The sequence below is a fragment of the Prauserella isguenensis genome (genome assembly GCF_014191605.1).
Lineage (GTDB): Bacteria > Actinomycetota > Actinomycetes > Mycobacteriales > Pseudonocardiaceae > Prauserella > Prauserella isguenensis.
Genome location: NZ_JACHWU010000003.1, coordinates 337,554 through 354,381 on the forward strand (window position 1 = coordinate 337,554; position 16,828 = coordinate 354,381).

Below are 16,828 nucleotides of genomic sequence, written 5' to 3' on the forward strand. Positions count from 1 at the left end.
GATGCGCCCCGTGTCAGGCGGGTCGCGTCACCGCACGCGACCTCGCCGACCGTCACGGGCGGGTCGGCGTCGCTCAGGTACGCGACCAGGCGAGGCGCGTCCACTGCACGGCCAGGACCGCCACGCAGATCCACATGAGGACCATGCCGAAGCCCGGGCCGGTACCGGGGTGGCCGCTCACGGGCGACGACTGTTGCGACCAGATGGCCAGTAGCCCGTCCACCGACGACACCCAGCAGCCGACGGTGCAGACCCAGCTGAGCCCCCAGCGGCGCGTGACGAGCGCCGCGGCGGAGCCGAGCACGCCGAACAGCGCACTGGTGGATGCGAACAGCAGCGGGATAGCGCCGCCGGCGCCCACGAACATGCGCCAGCCGGGTTCACCGCCCGCCCACGGCAGCAGCAGAGTGATGAGCGAGACGAACACGACGACCGCGATGGCGAACCCTGACCGGCCGGGCTCGATGGTCTTGGCCGCTTTCGACAACGTCGCGTCGACGTCGGCACCCAGCTCCTCGACCGCGTGGTCACGTTCCTCGTCGGTCACAGTCCGCATCCCGTCGCCGTGGTGGCCGCCACCGGTTCGGCGGGTTGGCCGAAGCTCGGCAGGCCGAGGCTGACGCCGTCGGTCTTGGGCCGTTGTCCCGCCTCTGCGTTGTCGCCCGCGCGGGTTCTGCGGTGGCTGAGCAGGTCGCCGTCGGCCACGAGGTGGTGCGGTGCGGCGTAGGTGACCGTCGTCTCGACGATGTCGCCGGGCCGCACTGCCGTGTCGATCTCGGGGCCGGTGGGGGTGAAGTGCACGAGCCGTCCGTCCCGGGCGCGCCCGCTCATGCGCTGCGTCTCGGCGTCCTTGCGGCCTTCGCCGGTGGCGACGAGCAGTTCGACGCGCTTGCCGACCTGCTTGCGGTTCTCCTCCCAGGAGATCTCGTCCTGGAGAGCGACGAGGCGTTCGTAGCGCTCCTGGACGACCTCCTTGGGCAGCTGGCCCTCGAGCTCGGCGGCGGGCGTGCCGGGCCGCTTGGAGTACTGGAACGTGAACGCGCTCGAGAACCGCGCCCGACGGACGACCTCGAGTGTCTGCTCGAAGTCCTCCTCGGTCTCCCCGGGGAAGCCGACGATGATGTCGGTGGTGATCGCGGCGTCGGGCATCGCGGTCCGCACCTTGTCCAAGATGGACAGGAACCGTTCCGAGCGGTACGAGCGGCGCATCGCCTTGAGGATCCGGTCCGAACCGGACTGCAGCGGCATGTGCAGCTGGTGGCAGACGTTGGACGTCTCGGCCATCGCGTCGATCACGTCGTCGGTGAACGCGGCGGGGTGGGGCGAGGTGAACCGCACGCGCTCCAGCCCCTCGACGGAACCGCACGAGCGCAGCAGCTTGCCGAAGGCGTGCCGGTCGCCGAACTCGACGCCGTAGGAGTTGACGTTCTGGCCGAGCAGCGTCACCTCGAGCACGCCCTCGGCGACGAGCGCCTCGACCTCGGCCAGGATCTCGCCCGGCCTGCGGTCGCGTTCCTTGCCGCGCAGCGACGGGACGATGCAGAACGTGCACGTGTTGTTACAGCCCACCGAGATCGACACCCAGCCCGAGTAGGCCGAGTCGCGCCGGGCGGGCAGCGTGGACGGGAACGTCTCGAGCGCCTCGAGGATCTCGACCTCGGCCTCGGCGTTGTGGCGGGCGCGCTCGAGCAGCGTCGGCAGCGAACCGATGTTGTGGGTCCCGAACACCACGTCGACCCAGGGGGCGCGCTTGACGATGTCGCCGCGATCCTTCTGGGCGAGACACCCGCCGACCGCGATCTGCATGCCGGGGTTGTCGTTCTTTCGGGCGCGCAGGTGACCGAGGTTGCCGTACAGCTTGTTGTCGGCGTTCTCCCGCACGGCACAGGTGTTGAGCACGACGACATCGGCGGCGTCGCCCTCGGCCGCCGCGACGTACCCCGCATCCTCCAGCTGTCCCGCGAGACGCTCGGAGTCGTGGACGTTCATCTGGCAGCCGAAAGTGCGGATGGAGTACGAGCGGGTCACGCCTTCCAGGGTAAACAGCCCCTCGACTCAGCGCCGCGGGCCCGGGTGGCTTAGGCTCTCCGCCCAGCGACTCCGGTCACGCGCAGTAGGCAAAACCGGAGTGAAAGATTGCGATTTGACTTAAATGGCGCACCGGGATTGACCCCATGGTGTTCAATCTCGGGGTTGCCGGACATGCTCGTCGAACCGGCAGCTCACCGTTATGGAGGCAAGATTGAGTACCGAGGCGTCCGGCTCCGGCGACGCGTCCACGGCCACCACCCCACCGATGATCAAGGCGGTCTCCGCGGACAAGTACTTCGGCGACCTGCACGTACTGAAGGACATCAACCTCGAGGTCCCGCGCGGGCAGGTCGTGGTCGTTCTGGGGCCGTCCGGGTCGGGTAAATCGACCCTCTGCCGCGCCATCAACCGCCTCGAGCCGATCAACTCGGGCTCGATCGAGGTCGACGGCGAGCCGCTGCCCGCCGAGGGCAAGGCCCTCGCCGCGCTGCGCGCCGACGTCGGCATGGTGTTCCAGCAGTTCAACCTGTTCGCGCACAAATCGATCGTCGAGAACGTCACGCTCGGCCCGGTCAAGGTTCGCAAGATCTCGCAGAGCGAGGCCCGCACCACCGCGATGGAACTGCTCGAACGCGTGGGTATCGCCGACCAGGCCGACAAGTACCCGGCACAGCTGTCGGGTGGCCAGCAGCAACGCGCGGCGATCGCGCGGGCGCTGGCCATGAAGCCGAAGGTCATGCTGTTCGACGAGCCGACCTCCGCGCTGGACCCCGAGATGGTGCAAGAGGTGCTCGACACGATGACCTCGCTCGCCGACGAGGGGATGACGATGGTCGTTGTCACGCACGAGATGGGTTTCGCCCGCCGGGCCGCCCACCGCGTGATCTTCATGGCCGACGGCGAGGTCGTCGAGGACTCCACCCCCGAGGACTTCTTCTCCAACCCGAAATCCGACAGGGCGAAGGACTTCCTCGGCAAGATCCTCACCCACTGATTCCACATGCACACCGGCCCCGAGGCGCCGCTGAGGGGGGCCTGTCCGGAGACCCGCCGCAGGCGGGGCGAACCACATGGAAGGAACACGACATGCGTTTCAGCCGAGTACTGCGTACCGGCGCCCTGGTGGCGGCGGTAGGCCTGACGCTCGCGGCCTGCGGCCAGCCCAACAGCGAGGAGGACGCGAACAAGTCGCTCGTGCAGCGCGCCGAGGACAACGGTGCGCTGACCATCGGCGTGAAGATCGACCAGCCCGGGCTCGGACTGAAGAAGCCGAACGGCTCGTACGAGGGCTTCGACGTTGACGTCGCCAAGTACGTGGCCAAGGAGCTGGGCGTCGAGGAGGGCGACATCGAGTTCGTCGAGACACCCTCCGCCCAGCGCGAGAACATGATCCAGAAGGGCGACGTCGACATGATCGTCGCCACCTACTCGATCACGCCGGAACGCGACAAGGCGGTCGACTTCGCGGGGCCGTACTTCCTGGCCCACCAGGACCTGCTCGTGCGGGAGGGCGACAACTCGATCCAGGGCGCCGAAGACCTCAACAAGAACAAGAAGCTCTGCTCGGTCAAGGGTTCGACCTCGGCGCAGAACGTCCGCGACGATTTCGCCCCGAACGCACAGCTGCAGGAGTACGGCGGCTACTCCGAGTGCCTCACCGGTGTCGAGAACAAGGCCATCGACGCGATGACCACCGACGACACGATCCTGGCCGGCTACGCGGCCCAGCAGCCCGGCAAGTTCAAGCTGGTCGGCGCCGAGCTCAGCAACGAGAACTACGGCATCGGCCTGCGTCAGGGCGACAGCGAGGGCAAGCAGGCACTCGACGAGGCGATCCAGAAAATGATCGACTCCGGCGAGTGGAAGAAGGCCGCTCAGAAGCACTTCGGACCGGCCGGTTACGAGGTCCCGGAGCCGCCGACCGTCGGCGAAGTGGTCGAGTAACTGACCTGAGACAGACACCGGATCGAGCTCGGGCCCACCTCAACAGGGTCGGCCCGGGCTCGTTCGGTCTCCGGAGGAGCACCACGTGTTCGATTTTCTGACCGAGTACGACATACTCGGCGCCTTCTGGGTCACCGTCCAGCTCACCGTGTACTCGGCGATCGGCTCGCTGATCTGGGGGACGATCCTCGCCGGGATGCGGGTCAGCCCCGTCCCCATCATGCGGGCGTTCGGCACGGCGTACGTCAACATCGTGCGGAACATCCCGCTGACCCTGGTCATCATCGCGATGTCCCTCGGTCTGTACCAGACCCTGAACGTCGCGTTGGGCGGCGGCACCATCACGACAACCAACTTCCGGCTGGCCGTTCTCGGGTTCGTGCTGTACACGTCGACGTTCGTGTGCGAGTCGCTGCGCTCGGGCATCAACACCGTCTCGGTCGGACAGGCCGAGGCAGCGCGGGCGCTGGGCCTCAACTTCGGACAGGTCCTGCGCATGATCGTGCTGCCGCAGGCGTTCCGGTCCGTGATCGGCCCGTTGACCAGCGTGCTGATCGCGCTCACCAAGAACACGACGGTGGCCAGCACCATCGGCGTCGCCGAAGCCTCACTGTTGATGAGCGAGATGATCGAGAACGAGAGCGACGTCATCGGACTGGTCTTCATGACCTTCGCGATGGGCTTCGTGATCCTGACCCTGCCCGTCGGGCTCCTGATGGGCCGGGTCGCCAAGAAAGCGGCGGTGAAACGATGAGCGCTCCCTCCGTCCTCTACGACGTGCCCGGCCCGAAGGCCAAGGCACGCAACGCCGTCTACACGGTGCTGTTCCTTTTGGCCCTCGCCGGCGTCGGCTGGTGGATCATCGCCACGCTGGTGGAGAAGGATCAGCTCACCTGGCAGAAGTGGGGCCCCTTCTTCACCGAGGGACAGGTGTGGACGACCTTCATCTTCCCGGGGTTGTTGAACACGCTCATCGCCGCAGGACTGGCGATCGCGATCGCGCTGCCCATCGGGTCGCTGTTCGGCATCCTCCGGATGTCGGATCACGTGTGGATCCGCGTGCCGGCCGGGGCCGTGGTGGAGTTCTTCCGCGCCGTCCCCGTGCTGATCCTCATGTTCTTCGCCAACGAGTTCTACTCCGAGTACACCGATGTCGACTCGGACTACCGGCCGCTGATGGCCGTGGTCACGGCGCTGGTCCTGTACAACGGAGCGGTGCTCGCCGAGGTGGTGCGTGCGGGTATCCAGTCGTTGCCCGCGGGCCAGACCGAGGCGGCCAAGGCGATCGGCATGCGCAAGACACAGACGATGACGAACGTCCTGTTGCCGCAGGCCGTCACGGCGATGCTACCGGCGATCGTGAGCCAGCTCGTCGTGATCGTGAAGGACACCGCACTGGGCGGTGCCGCGCTGGGCTTCATGGACCTGTTCAGCCAGATCCGGCCGATCGCGAACAACTACTTCGCGAACACGATCGCCACCATGACGGTCGTCGCGGTGATCTACATCCTGCTGAACAATCTGCTCACGGCCGCCGCGGGCTGGCTGGAGAAATGGTCCCGGCAGCGCAAGACGAGCTCCGGCGCCGTGGTGAAGCCGGTCGACGACAACGGCCGCAACGCGTAGCCGGTCCGACCGGTTCGGCTCCGACGAAGACGGGCCCGGCCGCTCTCACCCTCGGTGAGGCGGCCGGGCCCGTGTCGTTCAACCACGCGACAACTGCAGCGGCACCGCGGCTTCGGCCAGTGCGGCGCGGTCAGTCCGGGGTGGCGTCGTCGAGCGGGGTCGATTCGGCGCCGACGTTGCGGAGTTCCTCGCGCACGACGCCGTAGGACAGTCCCTGCGGGTAGCCCTTACGCGCGAGCATGCCCAGCAGCCGGCGCGTGGCCTTCTGCTCGTCGACACCCGTCATCGTCCGCAGCTTCTTGCGGACGAGGTCCCGCGCGCGTTCCTCCTCGGCATTCGCGTCGATCTCCCCGGCCGCCTCGGCGGCCACCTCGCTGTCGACGCCTTTCCGCCGGAGCTCGGCGACCAGCGCCCGCTTGGCCAGGCCCTGGTGGGTGTGGCGCGACCGCACCCAGGTCTCGGCGAACGCCGCGTCGTCGATCAATCCCGCGTCGTCGAGTTTGCGCAGCAGCTCATCGCAGATCTCGCCGTCGAAGCCCTTCCGCACGAGCGCCGACCGCAGTTCCTGCTTGGTGCGAGGCCGTGCGGCCAGGAGGTCGAAGCAGACCTCCTTGGCCTTCCTCCTCGCCTCCTCCGGGGGCAGCTCGGACACCGGGGTGCGAGCGCGCGAGCGCCGCGCACCCGCCGCATCCGGTTCGTTCACCGGCACACCCCTCAGAATTCGACGGGCGCAGGCTCGGCCGCGGCCTCCTCGGCGTCGACCTTAGCCCCGACCCCGAGCTTCTCCAGGATCTTCTTCTCGATCTCGTTGGCGACGTCCGGGTTGTCCTTGAGGAACCGCCGCGAGTTCTCCTTGCCCTGGCCGAGCTGGTCGCCCTCGTACGTGTACCAGGCACCGGACTTGCGCAGGATGCCCTGATCGACACCCATGTCGATCAACGATCCCTCACGAGAGATGCCGACGCCGTAGAGGATGTCGAACTCGGCCTGCTTGAACGGCGGGGCGACCTTGTTCTTCACGACCTTCACGCGGGTGCGGTTGCCGACCGGCTCTCCGCCGTCCTTGAGCGTCTCGATCCGGCGCACGTCGAGACGGACCGACGCGTAGAACTTCAGCGCCTTACCACCCGTGGTGGTCTCCGGCGAACCGAACATCACGCCGACCTTCTCGCGCAGCTGGTTGATGAAGATCGCGCTGGTGCCGGAGTTGTGCAGCGCACCGGTGATCTTCCGCAGCGCCTGGCTCATCAGCCGCGCCTGCAGGCCGACGTGGGAGTCACCCATCTCGCCCTCGATCTCGGCACGCGGCACGAGCGCGGCGACGGAGTCGATGACCACGATGTCGAGCGCACCCGACCGGATCAGCATGTCGGCGATCTCCAGCGCCTGCTCACCGGTGTCCGGCTGCGACACCAGCAGCGCGTCGGTGTCGACACCGAGGACCTTGGCGTACTCCGGGTCGAGCGCGTGCTCCGCATCGATGAACGCGGCGATGCCGCCGTTCTTCTGCGCGTTCGCCACGGCGTGCAGCGCCACGGTGGTCTTACCGGACGATTCGGGGCCGTACACCTCGATGACCCGGCCACGCGGCAGACCGCCGATACCCAACGCGATGTCGAGCGCGATGGCCCCGGTCGGGACGACCTCGACCGGCGGACGGGTGTCCTCGCCCAGTCGCATCACCGAGCCCTTGCCGAACTGCTTGTCGATCTGGGCCAGCGCCAGGTCGAGCGCCTTGCCCTTGTCCGGTGCACCCTTGTCCGATGCTGCTGCCATGGAACCCACCTCATTGGCCTTCGCGGTTGCTGTATCCGACGTTGCTGTATCCGACGTTGCTTGTCCGGGTCGTGCTCGTGCCGGCACCGAGTCGGTGCACGCATGCCGGGGCACGTGTGCCGGTCGCCGGGGCCGACACTACGGGCGGGGTCCGACAGTCGGCGCGACTCACGCTGAATCTGTGGACAGCCAACCCCGATGTGGACAACATCCTAGAGAACACCTGTTCGAGATCGGAAGCGACACCCCGATACGGTAGGATCTTTCGCCCTTCACCGGCGCTCGGCAGGCACCTCGAACTCCGTGCAGACCTGTTTCCAGATCTCCTTCGCGGACACACCCGCCTCAAGCGCCTCCTCGACGGTCCGGCCGTCGAGACCACTCAGGACGTGGTCCTTGGCCAGCATCTCCGCCCTGGTGGCGCCGAACTCGTCGGCCATCAGCCGACGGAACACCGTGATCCGCATCGAGGCCAGCGTAGTCGCGGTCCGGCGTCGTATCGTGGGCGCCATGCCACCCGACTCCGGACTGGGCTCCACCGCACTCACACTGGCCGCCATCGCGACGGTGACGGCCACACTCGTCGTACTGCTCGTGCAGGCCCGGCGTAACCGGCGGAAATGACCACCGCACGCGGTGCAGGCCCACGGGCCTGCCTCCCGGCCGCACCCGGCCCGCACCCCGAAATGTCGGTGACCGGACGCATCATGGAGACGTGACCACCCGCGCACTCGACCTCTTCTCCCCCGCGACCAGGGACTGGTTCGCGGGGGCCTTCGCCGCGCCCACCTCCGCGCAGGAAGGCGCATGGCGGGCCGCGCACGCGGGCGAGCACTCGCTGGTGATCGCACCCACCGGATCGGGCAAGACGCTCGCCGCCTTCCTGTGGGCCCTCGACCGGCTGGCCACCACGCCGCCGCCGGAAGAGGCCCGGCACCGGTGCCGGGTCCTGTACGTCTCCCCACTCAAGGCTCTCGCCGTCGACGTCCAGCGCAACCTGCGCTCACCGCTCACCGGCATCGCACAGGCCTCGAAACGCCTCGACCTGCCCGCACCCGATATCACCGTCGGCATGCGCACCGGCGACACCACGCCCGCCGAACGCCGGTCCTTCCAGCGCACTCCGCCCGACGTGCTGGTGACCACGCCGGAATCCCTGTTCCTGCTGCTCACGTCGTCGTCGCGGGAATCCCTGCGGGGCGTGGAGACGGTGATCGTCGACGAGGTGCACGCCGTCACCGGCGGCAAACGCGGCGCACACCTGGCGCTGTCGCTGGAACGCCTGGACGATCTGCTGCCGAAACCGGCGCAGCGCATCGGACTCTCGGCCACCGTCCGTCCGGTCGACGAGGTGAGCTCGCTGCTCGCGGGCGGCAGGCCGGTCACGGTCGTCCAGCCCGAAACGGCGAAGACCGTCGAGGTACGCGTCGAGGTCCCGGTCGAGGACATGGCCGAACTCGACGGCCCGGCCCCGGCCGCCGAACCCGGGTCCCTCGAGGACGAGGTGCCGGCCGCGGCTCCACCGAAACCGTCGATCTGGCCGTCGGTCGAAGGGCGCGTGCTGGACCTGGTGCGCGCCCACCGGTCGACCATCGTGTTCGCCAACTCACGGCGGCTGGCCGAACGGCTCACCGCCCGGCTCAACGAACTCGCCGCCGAACGCACCGAACTCGAACCCGGCGAGGAGTTCCCCGCCGAGGCCATCGGCGAATCCGGGCTGACCACCGGGGCCGAACCGACCGTGGCGAAAGCCCACCACGGTTCGATGTCCCGCCAGCAGCGCACCCGCGTGGAGGAAGAACTCAAGACCGGCACACTGCCGTGCGTCGTGGCGACCTCGTCGCTCGAACTCGGCATCGACATGGGTGCGGTCGACCTCGTGGTGCAGATCGAGGCGCCGCCCACGGTCGCCTCGGGCCTCCAGCGCGTCGGCCGCGCGGGCCACCACGTCGGCGCGGTCTCCAGCGGCGTGATGTTCCCCAAGTTCCGCGGCGACCTCGTCTCCTGCGCCGTCACCGCCGAACGCATGGCATCCGGCGCGATCGAAGCGACCCGCTACCCGCGCAACCCGCTCGACGTACTCGCCCAACAGATCGTGGCGATGGTGGCGCTCGAACCGCGCACCGTCGACGACGTGGCCGCGACCGCGCGCCGCGCGGCACCGTTCACCTCGCTGCCGGACGACGCCCTGCACGCCGTGCTCGACATGCTCGCCGGACGCTACCCCAGCGAGGAGTTCGGCGAGCTGCGCGCCCGCATCACCTGGGACCGCGTCACCGGCGAACTGCACGGCAGACCTGGAGCGCAGCGACTGGCCGTCACCTCGGGCGGCACCATCCCCGACCGCGGGCTCTTCACCGTGACCACGCCCGGCGACGGCGACACAGGCGACACCCCGGCAAACGGTTCGGGCAGTGTTCCCGCGCCCTCGGCGGGAAAACGTACCTCGGGCAGTGCCCCCACGCCCTCGGCGGGAAAACGTACCTCGGGCAGTCGCGTCGGCGAGCTCGACGAGGAAATGGTCTACGAGTCCCGCGTGGGCGACACCGTCCTGCTGGGTACGTCGTCGTGGCGGATCACCGACATCACGCACGACCGCGTCATCGTCGTTCCCGCCCCCGGCGTGCCCGCACGAATGCCGTTCTGGAAGGGCGACGCCCCTGGCAGGCCGCTCGAGCTCGGCAGAGCCCTCGGCGCCTTCCTTCGGGAGGTGTCCGGCGCCCGCGAGGAGACAGCCCTGCGTCGTGCGGCCGACGCGGGCCTCGACGACCGCGCTGCCTCCAACCTGCTCGCCTATCTGCGCGAACAACGCGAAGCCACGCGCCACGTCCCCAACGACCGGACCCTGTTGCTCGAACGGTTCCGCGACGAGCTCGGCGACTGGCGCGTCGTCGTGCATTCCCCGTTCGGTGCGCAGGTCAACGCGCCCTGGGCGCTGGCGATCACGGCGCGACTGCGCGAGACGCGCGGCGTCGACGTCCAGGCGGCGCACTCCGACGACGGCATCGTGCTGCGCCTGCCCGACGCGCTCGACGCCGACGGCCAGGAGATCACCCTGACCGGCGAGGACGTGCTGCTCGACCCGGACGAGGTGGAATCGCTCATCGTCACCGAGGTCGGCGGATCGGCACTGTTCGCCGCCCGGTTCCGCGAATGCGCGGCGCGGTCCCTGCTGCTGCCGCGGCGCAATCCCGGCAGGCGCAGCCCCCTGTGGCAGCAACGCCAACGCGCCGCGCAGCTGCTCAGCGTGGCGGCCAAGTACGAGCGCTTCCCCGTCGTCCTGGAAGCGATGCGGGAATGCCTGCAGGACGTCTACGACGTGGACGGCCTGCGCGAGCTGATGGCCGACGTGCGCAGCCGCACGGTGAAACTCGTCGACGTGGAGACGCCGTCGGCGTCGCCGTTCGCGCGGAGTCTGCTGTTCGGCTACGTCGGCATGTTCCTCTACGAAACGGACGCCCCGCTGGCCGAGCGCAGGGCGGCAGCGCTGTCGCTCGACTCCACGTTGCTGGCGGAACTGCTCGGCACCGAAGCGTTCCGGGAACTGCTCGACCCGGAAGCCGTCGCGGACGTCGAACGCGGGCTCCAGCGCCTCGACGAGGACCGCCACGCCCGCGGCCCGGAGGACACCGCGGACCTGTTGCGTTTCCTCGGCGACATGACGGCCGACGAAGCCGCAGGGCGCGGAGTGCGCCGCGAATGGCTGACCGAACTGGTCGACAGCCGCCGCGCGATCGTGGTGCGCATCGCAGGCGAGGACCGGTACCTGGCGATCGAGGACGCGGGGCGGGTTCGGGACGCACTGGGGGCGGCGCTGCCCGTCGGTGTCCCGGAGACATTCACCGAGCCCGTCGACGACCCGCTCGGCGACCTCGTCACCCGCTACGCGCGCACCCGCGGGCCGTTCGCGGCAGGGCAGCTCGCCGCACGGTTCGGCATCGGCACAGCCGTGGCGACGGGCGTGCTCGACCGGCTCACCGCCGACGGCAGGCTCGTCCGCGGTGAACTCAGTCCGCAGCCCCACGAGCCCGGCGGAGTCGAGTACTGCGACGCCGCGGTGCTGCGACGGCTCCGGCGCGCGTCGCTGGCGAAGCTGCGGGCCGAGGTCGAGCCCGTCGAACCGGCGGCGCTCGGCCGGTTCCTGCCCACCTGGCACGGCATCGGTGCACGACTGCGTTCGGCGCCGACGGCCGACGACGTGCTGGCGGTGGTCGAGCAGCTGGCCGGGGCTCCGCTGCCCGCGAGCGCGCTCGAATCGCTGATCCTGCCGAGCAGGCTGCCGGGCTATCACGGGGCGCTGCTGGACGAACTGACCACCGCGGGCGAGGTGGTCTGGGCGGGCTGCGGTGCGCTGTCCGGCGGCGACGGTTGGGTCACACTCGCACCGGCCGACGTGGCCGACCTGCTACTCCCCGAGGCGGACCACGACATCGCCGGAACCAGCCCGGTGCACCAAGCCGTGCTGTCGGCCGTCGAACACGGCGCGCTCTTCTTCCGGCAACTCGTCGACCGGGTGACGCCACTGCTCGACACCCCACCCGACGACGCCACGATCGTGGCCGCACTGTGGGATCTCACCTGGGCCGGGCTCGTCACGGGTGACACGCTCGCCCCGCTGCGCGCACAGGTCTCCGGGGGCGGTGCGGCGCACAAGCCCCGCCGGTCCGCGCCGCGGGGCCGCTACGCGCGCATGCGGGCGAGCAGGCCCGCGATGCCGTCGAGGAGCGGACCGCCGACCGTCGCGGGCCGGTGGGGCCCGACGCCGCCGCGGGAGACCGATCCGACCCGGCGGGCGCACGCGCGCACCGAGTCGTTCCTCGAGCGCCACGGCGTGCTGACCAGGGGTGCCCTCGACACCGAACGCGTCACGGGCGGCTTCTCCGGCATCTACAAGGTGCTGCGCGGCATGGAGGACTCGGGACAGGTCGTCCGCGGCTACGTCGTCGAGGGCCTGGGCGCCGCCCAGTTCGCCGCGCGAGGGGCGGTCGATCGGCTGCGCGCGGCGAGCGACACCGCGGGAACACGGGATGCCCAGGGGGCGGTCGTACTCGCCGCGAGCGACCCCGCCCAGCCATACGGTGCGGCGCTGCCGTGGCCGCAGCCGCTCGGCAGCACGAAACACCGGCCAGCCCGTAAGGCGGGTGCGCTGGTCGTGCTGGTCGACGGCGTTCCCGCACTGTACGTCGAGCGCGGTGGCCGGTCGCTGCTGTCGTTCACCGAACACACCGAGCCGCTGCGGCAGGCTGCCGAGGCCCTCTCGGCCGCGGTCCGCGAGGGCTGGCTGGGCAAACTGCAGGTGCAGCGCGCCGACGGAGAACAGGCTCTGACGTCGCAGCTCGCGGATGTGCTGCGTGACGCCGGCTTCCGCGCGACCCCGAAGGGCCTGCGACTACGGGCCTGACCGGCGGCGGGCACAGTTGTCGAACGCGGCGGCCCTAAGCTGGCACACCGACCCCAGTGGCGCGGCCGGCGCCGCATCACGACCACGAACTCGGCGGAGGACTACTGGCGATGGCCGTGCGCGAACTGCGGTATTTCGGTGACCCGGTGCTGAAGACCGTGGCCGATCCGGTGACCCGGTTCGACGACACGACGAAACGGCTGGTCGAAGACCTGCTGGACACGGTGGACATGCCGGGGCGTGCCGGACTGGCCGCACCGCAGATCGGGGTCGGACTGCGGGCGTTCAGTTACCGCCTCGACGGCAGGGTCGGCTACGTGCTGAATCCCGAGATCGTCGAACTGACCGAGACCACCCATGACATCGACGAGGGCTGCCTCTCCGTGCCGGAACTGCGGTACCCCGTCCGGCGCGCCACCTACGCCGTCGTGCGTGGTGTGGACCTGCGCGAGCAACCGGTCACGGTGGAGGGCGACGGCGTGACGGCTCAGTGTCTGCAACACGAGGTGGACCACCTCGACGGCATGCTCTACCTGGACCGGTTGGCGACCGACCAGCGTCGCTCCGCACTGCGGGACATGCGTTCCCGCGACTGGTTCCGCCTCCGCTGAAACCCCCGGAACTCGCCGGCCACGCTCCACCGGGTCAAGCCGACACGCCCCGAACCTCGGTCTCCCCGCCCCGGTGGTGCGCACCACCGGAAACCTCCCGTCACCTTTCTGACCAGCGATGATCGGAAGGGTTGTCTCGACCTGCTGTGCGCATTGCCACTCGCACGTGACGCCCCCGTTGCCGGTTCGTAACCTGTCCCCACCCCGATAGCCCACCCCGAGCAACCCCGAGGCAGGTCCCCATGTCAGGCCGACACCGCGCGGCGAATCCGCGCGCCCGGAAATCCCGAAGACCCACCCCCGGCGACATCCCGGCGCCGCAGAACCGCGGAACCGAGCGATCCCGACGCTCGTGGCCGCTCCCCGTCGGACTGGGCCTGGCCGCCGCCGCTCTACTGGGCGGCACCGTGTCGATCACGGAAGGTCTCGCCGGCTCCGACGCCGACCCCGCGAACGCCGCGCTCGCCATGAGCGCGCCCACCGCGTCCTCGACCTCGTCGACGACCACGACGTCGAGGACCACGACCGACAAACCCACCCCGAGCAGCACCACGTCGAAACCGAAACCGAAACCGAAGCCGAAACCGAAGCCGTCCACTACGACCCCGACGACGACGCACAAGCCGTCCCCTCCACCCCCGCCGCCGACGCCGGAGCCCGAGCCGTGCTCGACGGAACTGGAGGGCACACAGCCGCACGTGGCGCAGGTGGGAAACCACGTGCTGACGAAGTTCGACGTCGACTCGGTCGGCGGCGTCGCCAGCCGGTCCGGGGCGAGCGACCACCCGAGCGGACTCGCGCTGGACTTCATGACCACCGGCACCACCGGTGACCAGATCGCCGAGTACATCCTCGCCAACCAGTCCGAGTTCGGCGTGACGTACGTGATCTGGGAGCAGCGGTACAACGACGGCAGCGGCTGGTCGTACATGGAGGATCGTGGTAGCGACACCGCGAACCACTACGACCACGTGCACGTGTCGTTCGAGGAGTACGCGGACGTGGACGTCACCTGCTGATCCGCCATCGCGAACTCCCGTGACGCCGCGGCGGGTGCCGGTGCCCACCGCGGCGTCACGGGAGGAATGCTCAAAGTGGAATGCACAGTCGGCCGTCCTCGTCCCGCCAGACCGGTAAGAGCGCGGCCCGCTCGGCCACACGCGCGATCTCGGCGTGAGTGGCCGCCTCCGGCGTCGCGCCGCCGCGCGGTGTGACGTCGGTACACCGGCAACGCCGAAGGCGGTGTCAGCGGCCGGGCACGAGGTCGATCACGGTCCCGTCCGGATCGATGAGCCGGCCTGCTCCGCGGCGGGCCGCACCGAGCAGGCACAGCCGGTCGGCCTCGGCGGCGAACTCCCCCGGAGCCGCCGGTGCCGACGCGGTTCCGGCGGCGGCGTCTCCGTCGCTCGCCGGGACGGCCAGTTCGAGCCGGCAGCGCGGCGTCACCGGTGGACACGGTTCGGCCGACAACAGTTCCAGCCACGGGCCGCGGCCGTCGGCGTCACGCAGACTGACGAACTCCGGTTCGGTCCGCACGATCGGCCATTGTGTGGCACCGGACCAGAACTCGGCCAGCCGGTGCGGGTCCGGTGATTCGATCACCACGGCGGCGAGAGCCCCGGTGGCGGCGTACTCGGGGCGTGGTTCGAGGACGCAGAACTCGTTTCCCGCGGGGTCGGCCAGCACCTGCCACGGTGCCGGGATCGCACCCGAGTACTGCCCGATGTCGACGCGGGCGGCACCGAGCCGGATCGCTCTGTCCACAATGGTGTTCTGCTCTCCGGGCCCGTCGACACCTCCGGAGGCGAGGTCGAGGTGAATCCGGTTCTTGGTCGTTTTCCCCGCCGTGGCACCGACGAAGCGCATCGTGGGGCCGTCCGCGAGCCGGACTCGCCACCCGCCGTCGTCTCCGGCGAGTTCGCCGCCGAGCAACGCGGCCCAGAACTCCGCAACCGCCCGCGGCTGTTCGGCTTCGAACACCACTCCGGGCATACCGTTCACCGTGCACCTCCGTCCCGGCGGCACCCGCAACACCGGCCCAGCGTCGGGTGGTCGCAACATCATCATCGCGTTGCCAGCCGCATGAGCGCCAGCAATTGCCCGGCCGCGTCCTCGTCACCGGCCACGGCGACGGCGCCCGGCCGATTCCGGCCCCACAGCCACAGGTAGACCGCCTCCGGTCCTCCCGAAACCACGGCTGCGGCGTCTCTCGCCTCGGACTCCGGACAGCGGCGCACAGCCGTCTCTTCCGGTCCCGCGGACACGAGCCAACCGCGCCCGGCCGTGCACACACCGACCTCGCCCGCACGCGTTCCCCGGAGTCCGAGCCGGGGCAGCCGGTGGCCGAACCACAGCATGAGGGCCTCGTCGACCCCGTCGAGCGCCACGTCGGCGGCAACCCCGGACCAGGTCATGCCTCCGGCACCTTCGACGTCGACCCGGTGGACCGTGGTGTCGTGCGTCATGCGCCGGCACCAGAAGCCGTAGGTCCGATCCTTCGGCCACCATGTCGCCGCGGGCCTGTCCGGGCCGTGGAAGTCGAGGATCTCGCGCAGGTCCGCGTACCCCTGCCGGACGTAGCTCTCCTCGCTCTGCCCCGGAGCCGGAACACGCTGCCATTCCCGTGGTCGTTCACCGTCGATCAACCACGCCTGGGCCACTCGGTAGATGCTGCCGACGTGCCGCACCGTGTCCGCGACCGTCCACCCCGGACACGTCGGCACCGGCGTCTCGGGCGCGAGGCCTCGCGATGCCTCGATCAGCAGTGTGACCTCGTCGCCGAATGCCTCGGCGAGCCGCCGGTGATCGACCACCGGACCACCACTCGTCACGGTCACCGTCTCCGCGACCGTGGCCACGGCACGGTGGCTTCGCACGGCGTTGCTGCCCCGCGTCCGCCCGACTGCGCCTGCCCGCGCACGACCACGTCGGCGATCGCGAGGAACTCACCCGCCCGCTGCACCAGCTCGTTCGCCGACTCCTCGTCCGCGCCACGGGACGCGCCCGACTGGAGAGCGGCGTGCCGCGCCGAGAACGCCGCGAAGTAGGCCGCCCAGCCGGCCAGTTCCGGAGCCGCCGTTTCCAGCAGCGACCACGTGCTCTCCGGCTTGGCACGGCCCCGGTGGGGCCTGCCCCGCGCCGTGAGCACCGCCGCCGCGGCCCGCAGCGCCGACAGGTACGCACCCGTGAACCGCTCCACCAGGTCGGACTCCTCGCGCGCCGCCTGGACGCCGCGGCGGGCCTGAGCCAGCAGCGGAGCGGTCGCAGGCGCGGCGGGCGGTGCCTGCGCGAACGGCAGCGCGGGCTGCACGGCCCGCTTCCGCACCGACGGATCCTGCGGCGTCATGGCAACCGACACGGCCGCCCCCTTCCCAGTTCTGCCGCTCGTGGCACTCCCCGTTCGAGCGGCGTCCGGCACGGGATGCTTCCCCCATCCACG

The 16,828-nt window shown here is 70.0% G+C and carries 15 protein-coding genes; 7 read left to right on the forward strand and 8 right to left on the reverse strand.

Annotated features, from left to right (window positions below; genetic code table 11):
• Positions 1 to 73 precede the first annotated feature (73 nt).
• Entirely contained in the window at positions 74 to 556 is a 483-nt protein-coding gene (locus FHS23_RS14310; protein WP_183654831.1) for an Rv2732c family membrane protein, read from the reverse strand.
• Entirely contained in the window at positions 544 to 2,028 is a 1,485-nt protein-coding gene (gene miaB / locus FHS23_RS14315; protein ID WP_183654833.1) for a tRNA (N6-isopentenyl adenosine(37)-C2)-methylthiotransferase MiaB, read from the reverse strand. The genes FHS23_RS14310 and miaB overlap by 13 nt, the downstream gene beginning before the upstream one ends.
• A gap of 268 nt (positions 2,029 to 2,296) precedes the next feature.
• On the opposite strand from miaB, the gene FHS23_RS14320 reads away from it, so the two are divergent.
• The 4 genes from FHS23_RS14320 to FHS23_RS14335 all read left to right on the forward strand — a co-directional run bounded on the left by FHS23_RS14320 (position 2,297) and on the right by FHS23_RS14335 (position 5,601).
• Positions 2,297 to 3,025 (forward strand): amino acid ABC transporter ATP-binding protein, encoded by a 729-nt coding sequence (locus FHS23_RS14320; protein WP_183656056.1) that lies wholly within the window; start codon positions 2,297 to 2,299, stop codon positions 3,023 to 3,025.
• 92 nt (positions 3,026 to 3,117) lie between these two features.
• Positions 3,118 to 3,975: a glutamate ABC transporter substrate-binding protein gene (locus FHS23_RS14325; protein ID WP_183654835.1), complete on the forward strand. Its 858-nt coding sequence runs from the start codon at positions 3,118 to 3,120 to the stop codon at positions 3,973 to 3,975.
• A gap of 85 nt (positions 3,976 to 4,060) precedes the next feature.
• Positions 4,061 to 4,729, forward strand: coding sequence for an ABC transporter permease subunit (locus FHS23_RS14330; RefSeq protein WP_183654837.1), 669 nt, complete (start codon positions 4,061 to 4,063; stop codon positions 4,727 to 4,729).
• A complete protein-coding gene (locus tag FHS23_RS14335) occupies positions 4,726 to 5,601 on the forward strand; it encodes an amino acid ABC transporter permease (protein ID WP_183654839.1) in 876 nt (291 codons plus the stop codon). The genes FHS23_RS14330 and FHS23_RS14335 overlap by 4 nt, the downstream gene beginning before the upstream one ends.
• A gap of 130 nt (positions 5,602 to 5,731) precedes the next feature.
• Here FHS23_RS14335 and FHS23_RS14340 read toward each other — a convergent pair whose 3' ends face one another.
• The 3 genes from FHS23_RS14340 to FHS23_RS14350 all read right to left on the reverse strand — a co-directional run bounded on the left by FHS23_RS14340 (position 5,732) and on the right by FHS23_RS14350 (position 7,844).
• Positions 5,732 to 6,253 (reverse strand): RecX family transcriptional regulator, encoded by a 522-nt coding sequence (locus FHS23_RS14340; RefSeq protein ID WP_183656058.1) that lies wholly within the window; start codon positions 6,251 to 6,253, stop codon positions 5,732 to 5,734.
• Between the two features lie 62 nt (positions 6,254 to 6,315).
• On the reverse strand, positions 6,316 to 7,377 hold the full coding sequence (gene recA / locus FHS23_RS14345; RefSeq protein ID WP_183654841.1) for a recombinase RecA: 1,062 nt from the start codon (positions 7,375 to 7,377) through the stop codon (positions 6,316 to 6,318).
• Between the two features lie 272 nt (positions 7,378 to 7,649).
• Positions 7,650 to 7,844, reverse strand: a complete 195-nt coding sequence (locus FHS23_RS14350) for a DUF3046 domain-containing protein (protein ID WP_183654845.1) — start codon at positions 7,842 to 7,844, stop codon at positions 7,650 to 7,652.
• 248 nt (positions 7,845 to 8,092) lie between these two features.
• Here FHS23_RS14350 and FHS23_RS14355 point away from each other — a divergent pair, with 248 nt between their 5' ends.
• The 3 genes from FHS23_RS14355 (at position 8,093) to FHS23_RS14365 (ending at position 14,408) form a co-directional block, all read left to right on the forward strand.
• A complete protein-coding gene (locus FHS23_RS14355) occupies positions 8,093 to 12,778 on the forward strand; it encodes a DEAD/DEAH box helicase (protein WP_183654848.1) in 4,686 nt (1,561 codons plus the stop codon).
• Positions 12,779 to 12,888: 110 nt separating this feature from the next.
• Positions 12,889 to 13,389, forward strand: coding sequence for a peptide deformylase (def, locus tag FHS23_RS14360; RefSeq protein ID WP_183656061.1), 501 nt, complete (start codon positions 12,889 to 12,891; stop codon positions 13,387 to 13,389).
• A 407-nt stretch (positions 13,390 to 13,796) separates the two neighbouring features.
• Entirely contained in the window at positions 13,797 to 14,408 is a 612-nt protein-coding gene (locus FHS23_RS14365) for a VldE C-terminal domain-containing protein (RefSeq protein ID WP_343053931.1), read from the forward strand.
• Between the two features lie 226 nt (positions 14,409 to 14,634).
• Here the strand turns inward: FHS23_RS14365 and FHS23_RS14370 are convergent, their stop codons facing one another.
• The 3 genes from FHS23_RS14370 to FHS23_RS14380 form a co-directional block, all read right to left on the reverse strand.
• Complete coding sequence (locus FHS23_RS14370) at positions 14,635 to 15,381, reverse strand: VOC family protein (RefSeq protein WP_183654852.1); 747 nt, start codon at positions 15,379 to 15,381, stop codon at positions 14,635 to 14,637.
• 71 nt (positions 15,382 to 15,452) lie between these two features.
• The gene (locus FHS23_RS14375; protein ID WP_343053932.1) at positions 15,453 to 16,247 is read right to left on the reverse strand and encodes a maleylpyruvate isomerase N-terminal domain-containing protein; all 795 of its coding nucleotides are present in this window, start codon (positions 16,245 to 16,247) and stop codon (positions 15,453 to 15,455) included.
• Entirely contained in the window at positions 16,223 to 16,747 is a 525-nt protein-coding gene (locus tag FHS23_RS14380; protein WP_343053933.1) for an SAV_6107 family HEPN domain-containing protein, read from the reverse strand. Before FHS23_RS14380 ends, FHS23_RS14375 begins: the two co-directional genes overlap by 25 nt.
• Positions 16,748 to 16,828 lie beyond the last annotated feature (81 nt).

What these genes read in the sequence shown, in the direction of transcription:
- FHS23_RS14310 (WP_183654831.1), bottom strand. Translation starts at nt 556, where the DNA reads ATGCGGACTGTGACCGACGAGGAACGTGACCACGCGGTCGAGGAGCTG.
- FHS23_RS14320 (WP_183656056.1), top strand. Translation starts at nt 2,297, where the DNA reads ATGATCAAGGCGGTCTCCGCGGACAAGTACTTCGGCGACCTGCACGTA.
- FHS23_RS14325 (WP_183654835.1), top strand. Translation starts at nt 3,118, where the DNA reads ATGCGTTTCAGCCGAGTACTGCGTACCGGCGCCCTGGTGGCGGCGGTA.
- FHS23_RS14335 (WP_183654839.1), top strand. Translation starts at nt 4,726, where the DNA reads ATGAGCGCTCCCTCCGTCCTCTACGACGTGCCCGGCCCGAAGGCCAAG.
- recA (WP_183654841.1), bottom strand. Translation starts at nt 7,377, where the DNA reads ATGGCAGCAGCATCGGACAAGGGTGCACCGGACAAGGGCAAGGCGCTC.
- FHS23_RS14350 (WP_183654845.1), bottom strand. Translation starts at nt 7,844, where the DNA reads ATGCGGATCACGGTGTTCCGTCGGCTGATGGCCGACGAGTTCGGCGCC.
- def (WP_183656061.1), top strand. Translation starts at nt 12,889, where the DNA reads ATGGCCGTGCGCGAACTGCGGTATTTCGGTGACCCGGTGCTGAAGACC.
- FHS23_RS14370 (WP_183654852.1), bottom strand. Translation starts at nt 15,381, where the DNA reads ATGCCCGGAGTGGTGTTCGAAGCCGAACAGCCGCGGGCGGTTGCGGAG.